Source organism: Pseudomonas sp. CCI4.2 (genome assembly GCF_034350045.1).
GTDB lineage: Bacteria > Pseudomonadota > Gammaproteobacteria > Pseudomonadales > Pseudomonadaceae > Aquipseudomonas.
The window spans coordinates 1384307-1404675 of the sequence record NZ_CP133781.1 but is presented as its reverse complement, the minus strand read 5'-3'; the positions used below and the strand labels follow the sequence as shown (position 1 = coordinate 1404675).

Here is a 20369-nt window from a genome sequence, read left to right as displayed (position 1 = left end):
GTGAATTTTAAAAAAGAAAAAAGGGTAGCCGAGGCTACCCTTTTTCTCAATCACGCAAAAAAACAGATGGGGTTAGCCACCATACTTTTTACGAATTTGCTGAACGGTGCGCAGCTGCGCTGTCGCCTCGGCCAGTCGTGCAGTCGCAGAGCCGTAATCGAAATCTGCGCCTCTTTCATTCAGCGCCTTCTCAGCCGCTTTAACAGCGTTCTGAGCAGAGGCTTCATCCAGGTCGGCAGCACGTTGCACGGTGTCGGCAAGAACCTTGACCATGTTTGGCTGCACTTCGAGGAAACCACCCGAGATGTAAAACACCTCGGCTTCCCCACCCAGCTTGATCAGGCGGATCGGACCTGGCTTCAGATCAGTGATCAGCGGCGCGTGGCCTGGAGCAATACCGATATCGCCCAAGTTACCGTGCGCAATCACCATCTCGACCAGACCGGAGAAAATTTCCCCTTCCGCGCTGACGATATCGCAATGGACTGTCATAGCCATTTGCTTGCCTCAACCTAATTAGCGCCCGTTTTACCGGGCACCGGGATTACAGTTTTTTGGCTTTCTCGATCGCTTCTTCGATGCCGCCGACCATGTAGAACGCTTGTTCTGGCAAGTGGTCGTAGTCACCGTTGAGGATGCCTTTGAAGCCAGTAATGGTGTCTTTCAGGGAAACGTATTTACCCGAGGCACCCGTAAAGACTTCAGCCACGAAGAACGGCTGCGACAAGAACCGCTGGATCTTACGTGCGCGGGATACTAACTGCTTGTCGGTTTCCGACAGCTCGTCCATACCCAGGATCGCAATAATGTCCTTCAGTTCTTTGTAACGCTGCAGCACGTACTGTACGCCGCGAGCGGTGTCGTAGTGTTCCTGGCCGACAACATCCGGATCCAGCTGGCGCGAAGTCGAGTCCAGTGGATCGACCGCTGGGTAGATACCCAGAGAAGCGATGTCACGGGACAGTACGACGGTAGCGTCCAGGTGGGCAAACGTTGTAGCAGGCGACGGGTCGGTCAAGTCATCCGCAGGTACGTAGACAGCTTGAATCGAGGTAATCGAACCGGCTTTGGTCGAAGTGATGCGCTCTTGCAGAGTGCCCATCTCTTCAGCCAGGGTCGGTTGGTAACCTACTGCAGAAGGCATACGGCCCAGCAGTGCGGATACTTCAGTACCGGCCAGTGTGTAACGATAGATGTTATCGACGAACAGCAAAACGTCGTTACCTTCGTCACGGAATTTCTCAGCCATGGTCAGGCCAGTCAGTGCTACGCGCAGACGGTTACCCGGCGGCTCGTTCATCTGACCGTAAACCAATGCCACTTTGTCGAGAACGTTGGAGTCCTTCATCTCGTGGTAGAAGTCGTTACCCTCACGGGTACGCTCGCCCACACCAGCGAACACGGAATAACCGCTGTGCTCGATGGCGATGTTACGGATCAATTCCATCATGTTTACGGTTTTGCCTACACCGGCACCACCGAACAGACCGACTTTACCGCCTTTGGCGAACGGGCAAACCAGGTCGATAACCTTGATGCCGGTTTCCAGCAGGTCGTTTCCGCCTGCCTGTTCAGCGAAAGTAGGCGCAGGACGGTGAATGCCCCAACGCTCTTCGGTTTCGATCGGGCCACATTCGTCGATCGGGTTACCGAGGACGTCCATGATCCGGCCCAAGGTCGCTTTACCGACCGGTACGGAAATGGCTGCGCCAGAGTCCGTGACTTCCAGACCGCGCTTCAAGCCCTCGGTGGAACCCATTGCAATGGTGCGAACCACGCCGTCGCCCAGCTGCTGCTGAACTTCCAGGGTGGTCCCGGCTGCACTTTTTACCAACAGCGCGTTGTAGATGCTCGGTACGTGTTCGCGTGGGAATTCCACGTCGATCACGGCGCCGATGATTTGAACGATACGTCCGCTACTCATTAGCTGGATCCTCTGAATATTTGAACCGTTAAACCGCGGCAGCGCCGCCGACGATTTCCGAGATCTCTTGGGTGATCGCAGCCTGACGCGCCTTGTTGTAGATCAGTTGTAAATCGCTGATCAAATCACCGGCGTTATCAGTAGCGTTCTTCATTGCGATCATCCGCGCGGCTTGTTCAGCTGCGTTGTTCTCGACCACCGCCTGGTAGACCTGTGACTCAACGTAGCGAACCATCAAGCCGTCAAGCAGCTCTTTGGCGTCCGGTTCGTAAAGATAGTCCCAGTGGTGCTTGAGTTCTTTATCCGGGGTCGCAACCAGCGGAATCAACTGTTCCACCTTAGGCTGCTGCGTCATGGTGTTGATGAACTTGTTGGATACCACGGACAGGCGATCAATACGGCCATCCAGATAAGCATCCAGCATCACCTTGACGCTACCAATCAAGTCATTGATTGATGGCTCTTCGCCCAGATGGCTGATCGCAGCAACGACATTACCGCCAAAAACGCGGAAAAAGGTCGCACCTTTGCTGCCGATCACGCACAGATCGATCTCTACGCCGTTTTCACGGTTTACCGCCATGTCCCTGACCAAAGCCTTGAACAGGTTGGTATTCAAGCCACCGCACAGACCACGGTCACTGCTCACCACAACATAACCGACACGCTTTACTTCGCGTTCGATCATGAATGGGTGGCGGTATTCCGGGTTGGCGTTGGCCAGATGTCCGATTACCTGGCGGATGCGCTCCGCATAAGGACGGCTAGCCGACATGCGCATTTGAGCCTTGCGCATTTTGCTAACTGCCACTTTTTCCATGGCGCTGGTGATCTTTTGCGTGCTTTTGATGCTCGCAATCTTACTGCGAATCTCTTTTGCGCCTGCCATGTAACACCTATCAGGTTAGCAAGCGGGAGCCTCTCGGCCCCCGCTGCGGCTTACCAGGTTTGGGTGGCCTTGAACTTTTCGATACCGGCTTTAAGGCCCGCATCGATTTCGTCATTGAAGTCACCCTTCACGTTGATCTTCGCCATCAATTCGGCGTGATCGCGGTTGAAGTAAGCAATCAGAGCCTGCTCGAAGCTGCCGATTTTTGGAATCTCGACGTCCACCAGGAAGCCACGTTCAGCGGCATACAGGGACAACGACATATCAGCGATAGACATCGGCGCATATTGCTTTTGCTTCATCAGCTCGGTAACGCGCTGACCATGCTCAAGCTGCTTGCGAGTGGCTTCGTCCAGGTCAGAAGCGAACTGGGCGAATGCCGCCAATTCACGGTACTGAGCCAGAGCGGTACGGATACCACCGGAAAGCTTCTTGACGATCTTGGTCTGAGCGGCACCACCCACACGGGATACTGAAACACCGGCGTTCACAGCTGGACGGATGCCAGAGTTGAACATCGCCGATTCCAGGAAGATCTGACCGTCGGTGATGGAAATCACGTTGGTCGGAACGAACGCGGAAACGTCGCCAGCCTGAGTTTCGATGATTGGCAGAGCGGTCAACGAACCAGTCTTGCCAGTCACAGCACCGTTGGTGAACTTCTCTACATACGCTTCGGAAACACGCGATGCGCGCTCCAGAAGACGGGAGTGGAGATAGAACACATCGCCTGGGTAGGCTTCACGGCCTGGCGGACGGCGCAGCAGCAGGGAAATCTGGCGGTAAGCCACTGCTTGCTTGGACAGATCGTCATAAACGATCAGCGCGTCTTCGCCGCGGTCGCGGAAATATTCGCCCATGGTGCAACCGGAGTACGGAGCAAGGAACTGCAACGCAGCCGATTCGGAAGCACTGGCAGCAACGACGATGGTGTTAGCCAACGCGCCGTTTTCTTCGAGTTTGCGAACCACGTTAGCGATGGTCGATTGTTTCTGACCAATTGCTACGTAGACGCAGAAGATGCCGCTGTTTTTCTGATTGATGATCGCGTCGATCGCCAGAGCGGTTTTACCGATCTGACGGTCACCAATGATCAGCTCGCGCTGACCACGGCCGACAGGGATCATGGCATCAACAGCCTTGTAGCCAGTCTGTACAGGCTGGTCTACCGACTTACGCCAGATCACGCCGGGTGCAACCTTCTCGACAGCGTCGGTTAGGACGTTGTTCAGAGGGCCTTTGCCGTCAACTGGGTTACCCAATGCATCGACTACGCGACCCAGCAATTCCGGACCAACCGGAACTTCAAGGATGCGGCCAGTGCACTTGGCGCTCATGCCTTCAGCCAGCATCTGGTAGGAGCCCAATACAACGGCACCCACAGAGTCTTGCTCAAGGTTCAACGCCATACCAAAGACGCCGCCCGGAAACTCGATCATCTCGCCGTACATAACGTCGGCCAGACCGTGAATCCGCACGATGCCGTCAGATACGCTGACGACTGTGCCTTCGTTACGGGCTTGGGAAGTTACATCGAGTTTCTCGATGCGACTCTTGATAATTTCACTTATTTCGGAAGGATTGAGTTGCTGCATTGCTCTGCTGCCCCTTCAAACTCAAGATTTCAATGCTTCGGCCAGTTGCGCGAGTTTGCCACGAACTGAGCCATCGATAACCAGGTCGCCGGCGCGGATGATGACACCACCTATTAGAGAGGCATCCTCCGCAGCATGCAGGCGCACTTCCCGGCCGAGCCGTGCACTGAGAACCTTGGCGAGTTTGTCTTGCTGTTCTTCGTTCAATGCAAAAGCACTGGTGACGTCCACATCGACCGACTTTTCCTGCTCGGCCTTGTACAGGTCGAACAGTTCGGCTATCTCCGGCAGAAGCAGGAGACGGTCGTTTTCAGCAACGACGTGGATGAAATTCTGTGCCTTGACATCAAACTTGTCGCCACACACTTCAATAAAAGTGGTGGCCTTGTCTGCGCTCGTCAGTCGCGGTGCCTTCAGCATCCGCTGCATTGTGTCGTCTTGCGACACAGCTGCAGCCAGGCCAAGCATTACTGACCAATTGGCCAGTTGCTGGTGGGCCTGGGCGTGCTCGAAGGCTGCCTTAGCGTAAGGTCGGGCCAACGTGGTCAGTTCTGCCATGATCGCCCTCGCTTAAATTTCAGCAGCCAGTTTATTAACCAGCTCCGCGTGCGCGTTTTGATCGATTGTGGCACCCAGGATCTTCTCAGCACCGTTGACCGCCAAGCTACCCAATTGGGCGCGCAGCGCGTCTTTGACGCCGTTCAGTTCCAGTTCGATCTCGGTCCGAGCCTGAGCCTTCACACGGTCAGCTTCGACAACGGCCTGTTCACGGGCTTCGTCGACAATCTGGGTACCGCGTTTCTTGGCTTGCTCAATGATCTCTGCTGCTTGAGCCTTCGCTTCACGCAGTTGATGACCCACTTTATCTTGGGCCAACTCCAGGTCGCGAGTTGCTCGTGTAGCAGCGTCCAGCCCATCCGCGATCTTCTTCTGACGTTCGTGCAAAGCAGCGATGACCGGAGGCCACACGAACTTCATGCAAAACAGTACAAAAATGAAGAACGCAACGGACTGACCAATCAGGGTTGCATTAATGTTCACGCCAACACCTCGCTCGTTCGTTGTCCATCACACCAATCCACTCGAAAATTCGAGAGATCAGCCAGCGAGTTGACCAACGAAGGGGTTCGCAAAGGTGAAGAACAGAGCGATACCAACACCGATCATGGTCACGGCATCGAGCAAACCGGCAACGATGAACATTTTAACCTGAAGCATTGGGACCATTTCTGGTTGACGCGCTGCGCCTTCCAGGAACTTGCCGCCCAGCAGGCCAAAACCGATTGCGGTACCCAGTGCGCCCAGGCCGATCAACAGTGCAACAGCGATAGCAGTTAGACCAACTACAGTTTCCATCTTTCCTCCCGACTTTTACGTCGTATTGGTTAGGTTTTTTAGATTTAAAGCGGTAAAACAAAATTGTTCACATCAGCCCTTGCGGGCACCCTGCCGCCGAAGCGGTAGGGTCATCAAGTCGCCCAAGACGAGTCTTAATGGTTTTCTTCGTGAGCCATCGACAAGTAGACAATGGTAAGCATCATGAAGATGAACGCTTGCAGGGTGATGATCAGGATGTGGAATACAGCCCACGCCCATTGCAGCACGATGCCCAGGCCACTCAGCCAGAGCAAGCCACTGCCAAACATGACCGCGATCAGGATGAACACCAGCTCGCCGGCATACATGTTGCCGAACAGACGCAGTGCCAACGAGATAGGCTTGGCAATCAACGTCACGAATTCAAGCAGGAAGTTAACTGGAATCAACAGTGCCTGCAGAAAGATGTTCTTGCTACCAAACGGGTGCAGGGTCATTTCGCCGATGAAGCCGCTAATGCCCTTGACCTTGATGCTGTAGAAAATGATCAACGCAAATACCGACAGGGCCATGCCAAGGGTAGCGTTTGGATCAGTTGTCGATACGGCGCGGAATGGGACATGGGGGTCGCCAGTGACAAACATCGCCAAATGCGGAATCCAGTCAACCGGGAAAAGGTCGACTGCGTTCATCAAGAACACCCAGACAAAAATAGTGAGCGCCAACGGTGCAATGACCGGACTGCGTCCGTGAAAACTGTCTTTCACACTGCCATCAACGAACTCGATCAGAATCTCGACGAAGTTCTGTAAGGCGCCCGGCTGACCGGAGGTTGCCTTTCTGGCTGCCATGCGGAAGATCAGAATAAAGATCAACCCCAGTGCGACCGACCAGCCGAGAGTATCGACGTGGAAAGCCCAGAAACCCATTTCCTTGGCTTGCGCCGCGTCATGAGCAAAACCCCAACCGCTGGTTGGCAAATGACCAAAGGTCAAATTTTGCAGGTGATGCTGGATATATGCCGAAGCTGTTTGCTCTGATGCCATGGTTGCCTCAAACGCCCTAAGGTCTCGAAAGTCTTGTTCTCATAAGCAGGGGAGAGAACCAGTTGACCAATTGGATCAACATGAACACCCCAAATACCGCCAGCGGTGCCAGCGGTTTTACCCCTGCAAAGGTCAGCGCAAAAAGCACTGCCGTAAAAATAAGTTTGCCTGCCTCGCCAGCGTAAAAAGACCGGACAATGGCTTGCGCTGCTCTAGCACCCGTAAACCGGAACGCCTTATGAGCAAAATACAAATTGGGCAGCCAAGCTATCAGACCTCCGCAAAGACCTGAGTACCCAGCAACGACACCGTGCCACTGCCATAACGTCAACGCTGCCAACAGCAGTACCGCACATTGGGTCAGTAGTACCGGAAAAACCGCCAGGCGATGGAACGGCAGGCGTTTCTGCGTGCGGTTTTCCATCACAACTGCTCCTGGAATGTCAGCCACCAAAATCAGTAACTGGCATAATTTGTGCCGACAAAATGCGCGCAGAGTATAGGGGCGGATTAACCCCTATTCAACTGCCATGTAGTGATTTCCGACTACTCGCTACAACGCATCTGTTTCAGCGAATGTGCGCAAGTACGCCCTGTAGCTCATCCAACGAGTTATAGCGAATAACCAGTTGCCCTTTACCCTTCTGACCATGGCGAATCTGCACCGCAGAGCCTAACCGCTCTGCCAGGCGCTGTTCGAGGCGACTGATGTCCGGATCGTTTTTTACGGGTTCGGCAGCAGCAGGTTTGCCACTCAACCATTGGCGAACCAGCGCTTCGGTTTGGCGTACGGTCAGACCCCGTGCGACAACATGTCGCGCCCCTTCTACCTGCTGTTCTTCGGGCAATCCGAGCAATGCACGTGCATGACCCATTTCCAGGTCGCCGTGGGAAAGCATGGTTTTGATCACTTCTGGCAATGCGATCAAGCGTAGCAGGTTCGCCACGGTTACCCGGGACTTGCCGACCGCATCGGCCACTTGTTGTTGGGTGAGCTGAAATTCTTGTTGAAGACGCTGCAGCGCAACGGCCTCTTCTATTGGATTCAGGTCTTCGCGCTGAATGTTCTCGATCAACGCCATGGCGATGGCGGTTTCATCCGATACGTCGCGAACCATGGCCGGAATCGTCTCCAGGCCTGCTTGCTGGCTCGCGCGCCAACGCCGTTCTCCGGCGATGATCTCGAAGCGACTGCCAGCGATTGGACGCACGACAATCGGTTGCATGACGCCCTGAGCCTTGATCGACTGAGCCAGCTCTTCGAGGGCTTGGGGGTCCATGTCACGGCGGGGCTGGTATTTGCCGCGCTGGATCACATCCAGGGGTAGATGTTGCAGCTCACGCTGATCGGCTTGAACAGCCTGCTCTTCCAGTGCGCTGATGGTCGGACTGCTCAGAAGTGCATCCAACCCACGTCCGAGACCTCGTTTCTTAACGGCCATGCGGATTCCTTAAGTTGTCTGAGCGGGACGGGGGTTGCGGCGTTGCCGACGAACCATCTCGCCCGCCAAGGCGAGGTAAGCCAGAGCACCACGCGATGTTTTGTCATAGGCCAGTGCTGGCATGCCAAAGCTTGGTGCTTCCGCCAGGCGAATATTGCGCGGAATAACGGTGTCGTACAGCTGCTCACCAAAATGCTCTTTGAGCTGATCGGACACGTCATTGATCAAGCTCAGACGCGGGTCATACATGGTCCGCAAAAGGCCTTCGATTTTCAGCTGGGGATTCAGTACGCTGGCGATGCGTTTGATGTTATCCACAAGGTCGCTCAAGCCTTCCAGCGCAAAATACTCGCACTGCATGGGGATGATGACGCCATCCGCAGCAACCAACGCATTCAGGGTAAGCATCGACAAGGAAGGTGGGCAGTCGATGAGAATGTAGTCGTAGTTCTCGCGAATAGGGGCCAGTGCATTACGAAGGCGACTTTCTCGCATCTGCATTTCCAGCAGGACGACTTCCGCGGCCGTCAGATCGCGGTTGGCCGGTAGCAACTGGTAACCGCCATGCTCGGAAAAGTGCATGGCTTGCGCCAAATCACATTCGCCGATCAACACGTCATACACCGAATGTTCCAAGGCGTGTTTATCCACACCACTGCCCATGGTGGCGTTGCCCTGCGGGTCAAGATCGATCAACAACACGCGGCGCTTGGTAGCGACCAATGACGCGGCGAGGTTGATACAGGTTGTGGTTTTACCCACGCCCCCTTTTTGGTTCGCTATCGCGAATACCTTAGCCATTCTTGCTCGTGTTCCCAATCATGCCGTGCGGCGCAGTATCAGCAGATGGCGTTGGCCTTGGCAACCAGGAACAGTCAAGGCTTGTGCGCTATCGAGGCGAAAATCTGTTGGTAATGCTACCAGCTCATCGGCAGGGTGCAGGCCTTTCATCGCTAACCACCGTGTATCGGTGTCGCCGAGGTGGCGAGTCCAACCGGTGAAATCAGCGAGATTGCTGAACGCTCGGGAGACAATCCCGGTGAAAGGCAACGCAGGCTGAAATGTTTCTGCCCGGCTGTGGATAACTTCAAGATTATCGAGTTTCAGCTCCAATTTTACTTGGGTCAAAAAACGGGTTTTCTTGCCGTTACTGTCGAGGACCGTAACCTTCATTTCAGGGAACAGGATCGCCAGCGGAATGCCGGGCATCCCACCGCCGCTGCCTACATCGAGCCAGCGCTCTCCTGAAATGAAGGGCACCACGCTCAAACTGTCGAGCAAATGCCGCGAAACCATTTCGTCGGGGTCACGCACGGCAGTGAGGTTGTAGGCCTTGTTCCATTTGATCAACAGCGCCAAGTAACCCAGCAGTTGGCTGTGTTGGCTTTCGCTCAAATCGACGCCCAGTTGCAGGGCGCCACGGGATAACTCTTGGGCATGTTGCGAGGTAACCATAGAACTCAAGCGCTTTGCTCCAACTGACGGCCCGCGCCGCGTTTTTTCAAATGAATCATCAACAGCGAAATCGCCGCCGGGGTAACCCCGGGGATGCGCGAGGCTTGGCCCAGCGTCTCAGGACGAGTTATCCCCAGCTTGCCTTGAATTTCTTTAGACAGCCCGGAGATACCGACGTAATCGATATCGAAAGGCAATTTGATATCTTCGCTGGCCCGCAGACGAGCGATTTCATCCTGCTGACGATCAATGTAACCGGCGTATTTGGTTTTGATTTCCACCTGCTCGGCCACTTGAGGATCGCTGCAACCATCGCCAGTAATAGCGATCAGGCTGGCGTAGTCGACTTCAGGGCGCGTCAGCAGATTGAGCAAATTGTATTCATGGGTCAGCGGCGTACCGAAATGCGCAGAAATGGCATCGCCCTGCACCGTTCCGGGACGCACCCAGGTACCTTTCAGGCGTTGCTCTTCCAGCTCGATACTTTCGCGCTTGGTGCAGAACGCCGCCCAACGGGCATCGTCGACCAACCCTAAAGCTCGACCTTTCTCGGTCAACCGCAGGTCGGCGTTGTCTTCACGCAGAATCAAACGGTACTCGGCACGAGAAGTGAACATCCGGTACGGCTCTTGGGTGCCCAAGGTGATCAGGTCATCGACCAAGACCCCGATGTAAGCCTCGTCCCGGCGCGGACACCAACTCTCTTTGCCTTGTGAGAGCAACGCGGCGTTGGTACCGGCCAGCAAACCTTGGGCAGCGGCTTCTTCGTAGCCTGTCGTGCCGTTGATTTGCCCAGCGAAAAAGAGACCACCTATCACCTTGGTTTCAAGGCTGTATTTCAAATCCCTGGGGTCGAAGTAATCGTATTCGATGGCATAGCCAGGGCGAACAATGTGAGCGTTTTCCATGCCCCGAATCGAACGAACGATCTGCAACTGAACGTCAAAAGGCAACGAGGTGGAGATCCCGTTAGGGTACAGCTCATGAGTGTTCAGCCCTTCCGGTTCGATAAAGACCTGATGGCTTTCCTTGTCGGCAAACCGATGAATCTTGTCTTCGATGGAAGGGCAATAACGTGGGCCGACACCCTCGATGACGCCGGAATACATTGGCGAACGATCAAGGTTGGCCGCAATGATTTCATGGGTACGGGCGTTGGTGTGCGTAATCCAGCAGCTGACCTGGGCAGGATGCTGTTCTTTCGAGCCCATGAACGACATGACTGGAATCGGCGTATCGCCTGGCTGCTCAGTCATCACCGAAAAGTCCACCGAACGCCCATCGATACGAGGTGGCGTGCCCGTTTTCAGACGACCCACTCTCAGAGGCAGTTCGCGTAGACGTTGAGCTAACGCAATCGACGGCGGATCACCTGCGCGTCCGCCCGAGTAATTTTGCATTCCAATGTGGATAAGTCCACCGAGGAACGTGCCCGTGGTCAATACCACTGCGTCCGCGAGAAATCGGAGCCCCATCTGAGTCACAACGCCGCGGACTTGGTCCTGTTCAACAATCAAATCATCGCAGGCTTGTTGGAATATCCACAGGTTCGGCTGGTTTTCGATAATTTCGCGAATAGCCGACTTGTACAGCACGCGGTCAGCCTGAGCTCGGGTAGCTCGAACGGCTGGGCCTTTACGGCTGTTCAACACGCGAAATTGAATACCGCCTTTGTCGGTCGCGATGGCCATCGCGCCGCCAAGGGCATCGATTTCCTTGACCAAATGGCTTTTGCCGATGCCACCGATGGCTGGGTTGCAGCTCATTTGGCCGAGTGTTTCCACGTTATGCGTCAGCAGCAAGGTTTTTGCACCCATGCGCGCTGACGCCAGTGCGGCTTCGGTACCGGCATGACCGCCACCGATGACGATCACCTCAAAACGGGAAGGGAAATCCACCACGCACCTCGTTCCTACTCTTGAGAACAGGAAATTAAATTTTGGACAGTCGGCAAGTATAGGGACTTACCCCCCTTGAAAGGAACCTTTTGCACAAAATTCAACCAGCTGTGGGTGATTGACGGTTATAGAAATTAAAAAGAAAGAAATTTATAAATCTTTGTTTTTATGTTTACTACTACTGAGCCATGTTTCTGTGGATAGAATCCGGAAGCCCTTTATATTAGCTGTGTACAGAGAATCAAAACATTGTGGTCATGTAGCCCTGGGCCGATGGGATAAGTGGCCTAAGCCTGTGGATTAAAGGGCGACTTGTCCACAGGGTGAATTATTCTCAGGTTTTAAGCCTAGTTATCAACCGAGCTGAAGGATGGTTACACACAGGGCTTATTCCACCCAAAATAGCGGTTGTTGCTAAAGGTTGGGCGAACGGAAGCCACCGAGACAGACATTCATCCGCTCGGTTGGAGGTTATTGGGGAAGGGAGAGTCTATTTGCCGATGCAAAAACTGGAGAAGATACGTCCCAACAAATCGTCAGAACTGAAAGCGCCGGTAATTTCGCCCAATGATTTTTGAGCTTGCCGTAAGTCTTCGGCGAGTAATTCGCCAGCGCCTGCGAGCGTCAGCTGAGCTCTTCCATGCTCAAGCGATGCGCTGGCATGCCCTAAGGCCTCAAGATGTCGCCTGCGTGCGCTGAAGCTGCTTTCAGAGGTTTGCTCGTAGCCCATACACGCTTTGAGGTGATCGCGTAACAGCTCCAGACCTTCACCGGCTGCCATTGCACTCAGGCTAATCGTTACATGACCGTCAGCGCTACGTTCTTGACCGATAACATCGCCACTCAAGTCGGCTTTGTTCCTGATAAGCGTGACCTTGGCCGGATCGGGTCTCTGTTCAAGAAACTCGGGCCATAAGGCAAAGGCTTCATGCGCTTCAGGGGCAGTTGCATCGACGACTAACAAGACTCGGTCAGCTTCGTTGATGGCCTTAAGGGCGCGCTCTACGCCTATTTTTTCTACTTTATCATCGGTGGCCCGCAGCCCAGCCGTATCTACTACGTGCAATGGCATACCGTCGATATGAATATGCTCACGCAAGATATCCCGCGTCGTGCCCGCGATGTCAGTGACGATTGCAGCTTCTCTGCCGGCGAGCGCATTAAGCAAACTCGATTTCCCGGCGTTAGGTCGACCGGCAATGACCACGGTCATACCGTCACGTAGCAACGCGCCTTGGCCGGCTTCTCGTTGGACTGTGGATAACTCTTCACGAACCGCATCTAGCATATTCAATACGTGGCCATCGGCGAGAAAATCAATTTCCTCTTCTGGAAAATCGATGGCCGCTTCCACGTAGATTCGTAGACCGATTAGCTTTTCGGTCAGATTATCCACACGCACAGAGAAAGCGCCTTGCAACGAACGCACAGCATTACGTGCCGCTTGCGCAGAGCTGGCTTCGATCAAGTCAGCGATTGCTTCAGCCTGGGCCAAGTCAATTTTGTCATTGAGGAATGCGCGCTCACTGAATTCTCCAGGCCTGGCCAACCTGCTTCCAAGCTGCAAACAGCGCTGTAGCAGCATATCCATCACTACTGGACCGCCATGTCCCTGCAATTCGAGAACATCTTCACCGGTAAATGAATGTGGTCCCGGAAAATACAAGGCGATTCCCTCATCGATTACCTCTCCATTGTCATCGTTGAAAGGACCGTAGTGCGCATAGCGCGGCGTTGGCGTGCGTCCAATGATTGCAGACGCAGCGGCACTCGCCAAAGGGCCGGATATTCGCACAATGCCTACGCCACCTCGCCCCTGAGCCGTGGCAATGGCAGCGATGGTTTCACGAGGAACGTTCATAACCAGGCTTCTCTAGACAAAAGGCGGATAGCAAAACGCCCCACGAGGGGGCGTTTTACAACTACGTATACACAGGTTAGATCAAGCAGCCGCGCTTTTGGTAGCCGCTTCGATCTTACGAGTGATGTACCACTGCTGCGAAATCGACAGGCAGTTGTTGACGACCCAGTACAGAACCAGACCGGCAGGGAACCAAAGGAAGAAGAACGTGAAGATGATTGGCATCAGCTTCATGACCTTGGCTTGCATTGGGTCTGGCGGAGTTGGGTTCAACCGCTGCTGGATGAACATGGTTGCACCCATGATGATCGGCAGGATGAAGAACGGGTCTTTGATCGACAGGTCAGTGATCCAGAGAATGAACGGAGCCTGACGCATTTCCACGCTTTCCAGGAGAACCCAGTACAGCGAGAGGAAAACCGGCATCTGTACAACGATCGGCAAGCAACCACCTAGCGGGTTGATCTTCTCTTTCTTGTACAGCTCCATCATCGACTGCGACATTTTCTGCCGGTCATCGCCATGTTGTTCTTTCAGAGCAGCCAGTTTCGGTGCTACGGCTCGCATGCGGGCCATGGATTTGTAGCTGGCAGCCGAGAGAGGAAAGAACAGCCCCTTGATCAACATGGTCAAGAAGATGATCGAGAACCCCCAGTTACCGACCAGGCTGTGGATATGTTGCAGCAGCCAGAAAATCGGTTGGGCGATGAACCAGAGAATGCCGTAATCGACAGTCAACTCGAGACCTGGGGATAACTCTTTCAATACCGCTTGGCTTTTAGGTCCTGCATACAGCGTGGCAGTTGTCTCACCTGTTGCACCGGCAGCGACAGAGATCGCTGGGCCAGTGAAACCAATGATGTAATTGCCTTGAGCATCCTTACGAGTCTGTACGACATTGCTGTCGGACTTGTTTGGAATCCAGGCCGTCACGAAATAATGCTGCAACCAGGCAACCCATCCGCCTTGAACAGTTTCTTTCAGTGAAGCCTTATCGATGTCTTTCATCGATACTTTTTTGTACGGTTCGGCTGGAGTACCCAGCGCAGCGCCCAAATAAGTCGCAGTGCCGGTTGCAGTGCTTGAAGATGGATCCGCACTGGCATCACGTTTCAACTGAGCAAACAGATTACCGGCCCAAGGCTTGCCGCTCTGGTTATCAATCAGGTAGGTGACTTTCAAGTCATACAAGCCACGCTTAAACGAAAAGCGCTTGATGTAATTGACACCGTTGTCAGCAAACTTCAGATCAACAACCAAATCATTTTGGCCGTCAGCCAGTTGATAGGTTTTCTGCGTACTGGTGTAAACCGGACGACCTGCCGCTCGAGCGTCAGGACCATCGGTACCGGTCAGACCGCTTTGCGCGAGATAAGTACGTTCACCGCCGTTATCAAACAGCTGAAACGCAATATCCGGGTGATCTTGGCGACGTGGATACAGAGGCAAACGCAACTGAGCAACATCACCACCTACCGGGTCAATTTCCAGATTGAGCACATCCGTTTTTACCTGGATGAGGTCTTTGCTGGCCGCGATTGGCGTTTCAATAGGGGCAGCAGTTTCACCGTTGGCGCTTGGAACATCGGCACTTGCAGTAGCATTTGAACCCAGCGCCGTTTCCGGAATGACCGGTGCGGTAGTGCTGGCAGCAACATTCTGAGTCGGCAGGGCAGCCTGACCGTAGTCTTGGTTCCATTTCAGAACCCCGACATAGGTCACGATTGCCAAGGCGGCGATCAGGATCGTGCGTTTAATATCCATGATTACTCGGCCATCGAAGAGGAACGGGAGGTGGGTACAGGTGGAACCGGGTCATAACCACCGGCATTCCACGGATGACAGCGACCTAACCGACGGAAGGTCAGCCAGCCACCGCGTAGAAGGCCATGACTTTCGATGGCTTCATACGCGTAGCAGGAACAGCTGGGGTAAAAACGACAGTGGTTGGCCATCAGCGGGCTAATGGCATAGCGATAGAACTGGATCGGAACGAGTGCCAGCTTACGCATCTGAACTGCCTACCCCTACAGTTTCGGTTTTAACATCTGGAGCCGGCCGGCTACGTGCCAGGCGTTTCCATAGCTTGCCGAAATGCTGAATCAATTCGGGGTTTTCTATTTCACCCAAACCTTTGCGCGCCACAATGACGATATCCCAACCAACCAGATCATCCTGGTGATGGCGAAATGATTCGCGCATGAGGCGTTTCAGGCGATTGCGCTCAACGGAGAGTTTGACGCTCTTTTTACCGATAACCAGCCCCAAGCGGGGATGATCGAGGTCGTTGTTACGCGCAAGGAGCAGGAGATTTTTCCCCGGAACCTTACCGGTGGGGGAGTCAAAGACTGCCTTGAAATGCCGGGGTGTCAGCAGACGCTTTTCCCGACTGAAGTCCTGACTCACCACCTGTGCCTATTTATCAAACTGCCAGACGCTTACGGCCTTTGGCGCGGCGACGCGACAGGACTGCACGGCCGTTTTTGGTGGCCATACGTGCACGGAAACCGTGGGTGCGGGCGCGCTTGATAGTGCTGGGTTGGAAAGTACGTTTCATGGCGTGTTACCTGGTTCGTCCACAACGGGCCGGAATGGCCCCCGTTTTAAGAGACCGGGGATTCTAGAGAAAGCAAGCCTCTAGGTCAATTTCCAACCAGCGTTTCCTTCAAATACTTATCAACGCCATTTTTGAGCGATGGTTTTCCAATCGACCTTTTTGGCTGTATAGGCGGAACTGGATGGGTGATTAAATATAGATATAAAGAAGGAAAGTATTTAAAGCTCTTTTATAAAGCTTATAAAAGCTAAGGAGCGGTTTTTCTGTGCATAAGTGCCTCAACGCCTTTATATACAAGCTGTACAGAGGATGACAACTCGGTTGAAAAACGGTGCTCCACCTGTGCTACTCCCTCGGATAAGCTGTGCATGGAATGCCATCTTATCCACAGGCTGGTTATCCACAGAGTTTAGGCGTGACTTATGCAAAGGGCTGAGGCTAGCTTATCCACAACGCTTATGCGCATGCTGCTGGTCCAGCAATTTAGCGATAAAGCCTTGATTCTTCGCGCCCCGCTCACAAGCTACATGTGGATAAGTCAGCCGCTGATCGTTACAATGGCGGCTGTTTTTGCCTCACCGGCTTTCAACTTAGGGGATCTCTGTGTCAGTGGAACTTTGGCAGCAGTGCGTGGAGCTTTTGCGCGATGAGCTGCCGGCCCAGCAATTCAACACTTGGATCCGTCCGCTACAGGTCGAAGCCGAAGGCGACGAGTTGCGTGTCTATGCACCCAACCGATTCGTTCTCGATTGGGTCAATGAAAAATACCTCGGTCGTTTGCTTGAGCTTCTTGGGGAGCGCGGACAAGGCCTTGTGCCTGCACTCTCCTTATTAATTGGCAGCAAACGTAGCTCTGCGCCGCGGGCGGCACCCAATGCGCCGTTGGCTGCCGCGGCCTCGCACGCGATTACTGTGAACCAGGTAGCGGCCTTACCTATCCAGCAGGTTAGTTCGCCAGCTCTTAGCCAAACGATTGCGGTTCACGACGAACCTTCTCGTGCCAGCTTCGATCCTATGGCAGGTGCGAGTTCGCAGCAGGCGCCTGCTCGGGCCGAACAACGGTCGGTTCAAGTAGAGGGAGCGCTCAAGCACACCAGTTATTTGAATCGCACGTTTACCTTTGAAAATTTCGTTGAAGGTAAATCCAACCAATTGGCTCGCGCGGCGGCGTGGCAAGTGGCTGACAACCCCAAGCACGGTTACAACCCGCTGTTCCTTTACGGGGGGGTCGGCTTGGGTAAGACGCATTTGATGCACGCGGTAGGTAACCACCTATTAAAGAAGAACCCGAATGCCAAGGTTGTTTACCTGCACTCGGAGCGTTTCGTTGCCGACATGGTCAAGGCCCTTCAGCTCAACGCAATCAACGAATTCAAACGCTTCTACCGATCCGTGGATGCGCTGCTAATCGATGACATCCAATTCTTCGCCCGCAAAGAGCGCTCTCAGGAGGAATTCTTCCATACATTCAATGCCTTGCTCGAAGGCGGACAGCAGGTCATTTTGACCAGTGACCGCTATCCTAAAGAGATTGAGGGCTTGGAAGAGCGTTTGAAGTCGCGTTTCGGCTGGGGGTTAACGGTTGCCGTTGAGCCGCCAGAGCTTGAAACCCGCGTTGCCATCTTGATGAAAAAGGCAGATCAGGCGAAAGTTGATCTGCCTCACGACGCTGCATTCTTCATCGCTCAACGGATTCGTTCCAACGTCCGTGAACTTGAAGGGGCGTTGAAGCGGGTCATCGCGCACTCTCACTTTATGGGCCGCGATATTACGATTGAGTTGATTCGCGAATCATTGAAGGACCTTTTAGCGCTGCAAGACAAGTTGGTCAGTGTGGATAACATTCAGCGCACCGTGGCTGAGTACTACAAGATCAAGATTTCTGATTTGCTGTCCAAACGCCGTTCGCGGTCTGTAGCGCGTCCGCGCCAAGTTGCGATGGCGCTGTCCAAAGAGTTAACCAACCACAGCTTGCCTGAGATTGGTGATGTGTTCGGCGGACGTGACCACACGACCGTGCTGCACGCATGCCGAAAGATCAACGAGCTTAAGGAATCCGACGCGGATATTCGCGAGGACTACAAGAACCTGCTGCGGACACTGACAACCTGATGACACCAGCGCAGCTTATTAAGGCAAGGGACTAGACCATGCATTTCACCATTCAACGCGAAGCCCTGTTGAAACCTCTGCAACTGGTCGCCGGCGTCGTAGAGCGCCGCCAGACCTTGCCGGTGCTTTCCAACGTGCTCTTGGTTGTTCAAGGGCAACAGCTTTCGCTGACAGGTACCGACCTGGAAGTCGAGCTGGTTGGTCGTGTTCAACTGGAAGAGCCTGCCGAGCCAGGGGAAATCACCGTCCCTGCTCGCAAGCTGATGGACATCTGCAAGAGCTTGCCCAACGATGCGTTGATAGACATCAAGCTCGATGAGCACAAGCTTGTCGTTAAAGCCGGCCGTAGCCGCTTTACCTTGTCTACGCTGCCTGCCAATGACTTTCCGACAGTGGAAGAAGGCCCAGGATCGCTGACCTTTAATTTGGTGCAAAGCAAGCTGCGCCGGTTGATTGAGCGCACCAGTTTCGCGATGGCTCAGCAAGACGTCCGTTATTACCTCAACGGGATGTTGCTGGAAGTCAGCGCTGGTATATTGCGTGCTGTTGCCACCGATGGCCACCGCTTGGCAATGTGCTCAATGACGGCGGAAATCGAGCAGGCAGATCGTCACCAAGTCATAGTGCCCCGTAAAGGTATCCTTGAGCTTGCGCGCTTACTGACTGAGCAAGACGGCATGGTCAGCATCGTTTTGGGTCAGCATCACATCCGCGCAACCACGGGTGAATTCACTTTCACCTCAAAACTGGTGGATGGAAAATTCCCGGATTACGAGCGTGTTCTGCCAAAAGGCGGTGACAAGTTGGTGTTGGGTGATCGGCAGGCTTTGCGTGAGGCCTTTAGCCGTACCGCCATTTTGTCCAACGAAAAGTACCGCGGTATCCGCTTGCAATTGGCTAGCGGTCTTTTGAAGATCCAGGCTAACAACCCGGAGCAGGAAGAAGCCGAAGAGGAAATCGGCGTTGATTACACGGGCGGCAATCTGGAGATTGGTTTCAACGTTAGCTATTTGCTCGACGTATTGGGCGTGATGACCACCGAGCAGGTGCGTTTGATTCTGTCCGACTCCAATAGCAGCGCACTGGTGCAGGAATCGGATAACGATGATTCTGCATACGTCGTTATGCCGATGCGCCTGTAACGTGTCCATGCTCAGCAGAATTTGAATGTCTCTTAGCCGCGTCACCGTCACTGGGGTGCGCAATTTGCACCCGGTGACGATCTCCCCCTCTCCTCGTATCAATATCCTCCACGGTGCAAACGGCAGTGGCAAAACCAGTGTGCTGGAAGCCATCCACCTGCTGGGTCTTGCGCGTTCTTTTCGCAGCATACGGTTACTGCCGGTCATCCAATACGAACAGCCAGCGTGCACGGTTTTTGGTCAAGTCGAATTGGCCGAAGGTGGTCATAGCAGTCTAGGTATTTCGCGTGATCGTCAGGGTGAGTTTCAGATCCGTATTGACGGCCAGAACGCTAAAAGTGCAGCGCAATTAGCCGAGGCACTTCCCCTACAGCTCATCAATCCAGACAGCTTTCGTCTTCTGGAAGGTGCTCCGAAAATACGTCGACAGTTCCTCGACTGGGGAGTGTTCCACGTGGAACCTCGTTTTATGTCGACCTGGCAGCGCTTGCAGAAGGCCCTCAGGCAGCGGAACTCATGGCTTCGGCATGGTACACTCGACACCGCTTCGCAAGCCGCTTGGGACAGAGAATTGTGCCTCGCCAGCGATGAAATCGACGACTACCGTCGGGCTTATATTAAAGCCCTTAAACCGGTATTTGAGCAGACTCTGAGCGAACTGGTTGAACTCGACGGTTTGACCTTAAGTTATTACCGCGGTTGGGATAAAGAAAAAGAGCTGAGCACGGTGCTCGCCTCATCCCTGCATCGCGATCAACAGATGGGCCATACGCAGGCTGGACCGCAACGCGCTGATTTGCGCCTGAGATTGGGCGCACATAACGCTTCGGATATTTTGTCCCGCGGTCAGCAGAAGCTAGTGGTCTGCGCCTTGCGCATTGCTCAAGGACATTTGGTCAGCCAAGCTCGGCGAGGCCAATGTATTTATCTGGTGGATGATTTGCCATCCGAACTGGATGAGCATCACCGCCGCGCGCTTTGCCGCTTACTGGAAGACTTACGCTGCCAGGTGTTTATCACCTGTGTAGATCACGAATTATTGAGGGAAGGCTGGCAGACGGAAACGCCAGTCGCTTTGTTCCACGTGGAACATGGCCGTATTACCCAGACCCACGACCACCGGGAGTGAAT

The 20369-nt window shown here is 53.9% G+C and carries 21 protein-coding genes; 3 read left to right on the top strand and 18 right to left on the bottom strand.

Going from position 1 to position 20369, the window contains the following annotated elements; all coding sequences use genetic code 11:
* Nucleotides 1-72: 72 nt before the first annotated feature.
* The 18 genes from RHM65_RS06205 to rpmH all read right to left on the bottom strand — a co-directional run bounded on the left by RHM65_RS06205 (nucleotide 73) and on the right by rpmH (nucleotide 15984).
* Entirely contained in the window at nucleotides 73-498 is a 426-nt protein-coding gene (locus RHM65_RS06205) for a F0F1 ATP synthase subunit epsilon (RefSeq protein ID WP_322166813.1), read from the bottom strand.
* A gap of 46 nt (nucleotides 499-544) precedes the next feature.
* Nucleotides 545-1924 carry a F0F1 ATP synthase subunit beta gene (gene atpD / locus RHM65_RS06200; RefSeq protein ID WP_322166814.1) on the bottom strand — a complete coding sequence of 460 codons (1380 nt, stop codon included), beginning with the start codon at nucleotides 1922-1924 and terminating at the stop codon, nucleotides 545-547.
* A 28-nt stretch (nucleotides 1925-1952) separates the two neighbouring features.
* Nucleotides 1953-2813: a F0F1 ATP synthase subunit gamma gene (gene atpG, locus RHM65_RS06195; protein WP_322166815.1), complete on the bottom strand. Its 861-nt coding sequence runs from the start codon at nucleotides 2811-2813 to the stop codon at nucleotides 1953-1955.
* A gap of 50 nt (nucleotides 2814-2863) precedes the next feature.
* On the bottom strand, nucleotides 2864-4408 hold the full coding sequence (gene atpA / locus RHM65_RS06190) for a F0F1 ATP synthase subunit alpha (RefSeq protein ID WP_322166816.1): 1545 nt from the start codon (nucleotides 4406-4408) through the stop codon (nucleotides 2864-2866).
* Nucleotides 4409-4429: 21 nt separating this feature from the next.
* Nucleotides 4430-4966 (bottom strand): F0F1 ATP synthase subunit delta, encoded by a 537-nt coding sequence (locus RHM65_RS06185; protein WP_322166817.1) that lies wholly within the window; start codon nucleotides 4964-4966, stop codon nucleotides 4430-4432.
* A gap of 12 nt (nucleotides 4967-4978) precedes the next feature.
* Nucleotides 4979-5449, bottom strand: a complete 471-nt coding sequence (locus tag RHM65_RS06180) for a F0F1 ATP synthase subunit B (RefSeq protein WP_299830955.1) — start codon at nucleotides 5447-5449, stop codon at nucleotides 4979-4981.
* 57 nt (nucleotides 5450-5506) lie between these two features.
* The gene (gene atpE, locus RHM65_RS06175) at nucleotides 5507-5764 is read right to left on the bottom strand and encodes a F0F1 ATP synthase subunit C (protein ID WP_002555987.1); all 258 of its coding nucleotides are present in this window, start codon (nucleotides 5762-5764) and stop codon (nucleotides 5507-5509) included.
* 134 nt (nucleotides 5765-5898) lie between these two features.
* A complete protein-coding gene (gene atpB, locus RHM65_RS06170; RefSeq protein WP_322166818.1) occupies nucleotides 5899-6771 on the bottom strand; it encodes a F0F1 ATP synthase subunit A in 873 nt (290 codons plus the stop codon).
* A gap of 16 nt (nucleotides 6772-6787) precedes the next feature.
* Entirely contained in the window at nucleotides 6788-7195 is a 408-nt protein-coding gene (locus RHM65_RS06165; RefSeq protein WP_322184488.1) for a F0F1 ATP synthase subunit I, read from the bottom strand.
* Between the two features lie 145 nt (nucleotides 7196-7340).
* Complete coding sequence (locus RHM65_RS06160) at nucleotides 7341-8213, bottom strand: ParB/RepB/Spo0J family partition protein (protein WP_322166820.1); 873 nt, start codon at nucleotides 8211-8213, stop codon at nucleotides 7341-7343.
* A gap of 9 nt (nucleotides 8214-8222) precedes the next feature.
* Complete coding sequence (locus RHM65_RS06155; protein ID WP_322166821.1) at nucleotides 8223-9014, bottom strand: ParA family protein; 792 nt, start codon at nucleotides 9012-9014, stop codon at nucleotides 8223-8225.
* Nucleotides 9015-9032: 18 nt separating this feature from the next.
* Entirely contained in the window at nucleotides 9033-9668 is a 636-nt protein-coding gene (gene rsmG / locus RHM65_RS06150; RefSeq protein ID WP_322171297.1) for a 16S rRNA (guanine(527)-N(7))-methyltransferase RsmG, read from the bottom strand.
* 5 nt (nucleotides 9669-9673) lie between these two features.
* Nucleotides 9674-11566: a tRNA uridine-5-carboxymethylaminomethyl(34) synthesis enzyme MnmG gene (gene mnmG, locus RHM65_RS06145; RefSeq protein WP_322184487.1), complete on the bottom strand. Its 1893-nt coding sequence runs from the start codon at nucleotides 11564-11566 to the stop codon at nucleotides 9674-9676.
* A 490-nt stretch (nucleotides 11567-12056) separates the two neighbouring features.
* A complete protein-coding gene (gene mnmE / locus RHM65_RS06140; protein WP_322184486.1) occupies nucleotides 12057-13427 on the bottom strand; it encodes a tRNA uridine-5-carboxymethylaminomethyl(34) synthesis GTPase MnmE in 1371 nt (456 codons plus the stop codon).
* An 81-nt stretch (nucleotides 13428-13508) separates the two neighbouring features.
* A complete protein-coding gene (yidC, locus tag RHM65_RS06135; RefSeq protein WP_322166824.1) occupies nucleotides 13509-15191 on the bottom strand; it encodes a membrane protein insertase YidC in 1683 nt (560 codons plus the stop codon).
* Between the two features lie 2 nt (nucleotides 15192-15193).
* A complete protein-coding gene (yidD, locus tag RHM65_RS06130; protein WP_322166825.1) occupies nucleotides 15194-15439 on the bottom strand; it encodes a membrane protein insertion efficiency factor YidD in 246 nt (81 codons plus the stop codon).
* Nucleotides 15432-15833: a ribonuclease P protein component gene (gene rnpA / locus RHM65_RS06125; protein ID WP_322166826.1), complete on the bottom strand. Its 402-nt coding sequence runs from the start codon at nucleotides 15831-15833 to the stop codon at nucleotides 15432-15434. The genes yidD and rnpA overlap by 8 nt, the downstream gene beginning before the upstream one ends.
* A 16-nt stretch (nucleotides 15834-15849) precedes the next feature.
* Complete coding sequence (gene rpmH / locus RHM65_RS06120; protein WP_002551315.1) at nucleotides 15850-15984, bottom strand: 50S ribosomal protein L34; 135 nt, start codon at nucleotides 15982-15984, stop codon at nucleotides 15850-15852.
* A 603-nt stretch (nucleotides 15985-16587) separates the two neighbouring features.
* Here rpmH and dnaA point away from each other — a divergent pair.
* From dnaA to recF, 3 genes are read left to right on the top strand one after another with little or no spacing between them, the layout of a single operon-like run.
* Nucleotides 16588-18096, top strand: a complete 1509-nt coding sequence (gene dnaA, locus RHM65_RS06115; protein ID WP_322166828.1) for a chromosomal replication initiator protein DnaA — start codon at nucleotides 16588-16590, stop codon at nucleotides 18094-18096.
* Between the two features lie 38 nt (nucleotides 18097-18134).
* Nucleotides 18135-19238 carry a DNA polymerase III subunit beta gene (dnaN, locus tag RHM65_RS06110; RefSeq protein ID WP_322166829.1) on the top strand — a complete coding sequence of 368 codons (1104 nt, stop codon included), beginning with the start codon at nucleotides 18135-18137 and terminating at the stop codon, nucleotides 19236-19238.
* 25 nt (nucleotides 19239-19263) lie between these two features.
* A complete protein-coding gene (gene recF, locus RHM65_RS06105) occupies nucleotides 19264-20367 on the top strand; it encodes a DNA replication/repair protein RecF (protein ID WP_322166830.1) in 1104 nt (367 codons plus the stop codon).
* Nucleotides 20368-20369: the final 2 nt, after the last annotated feature.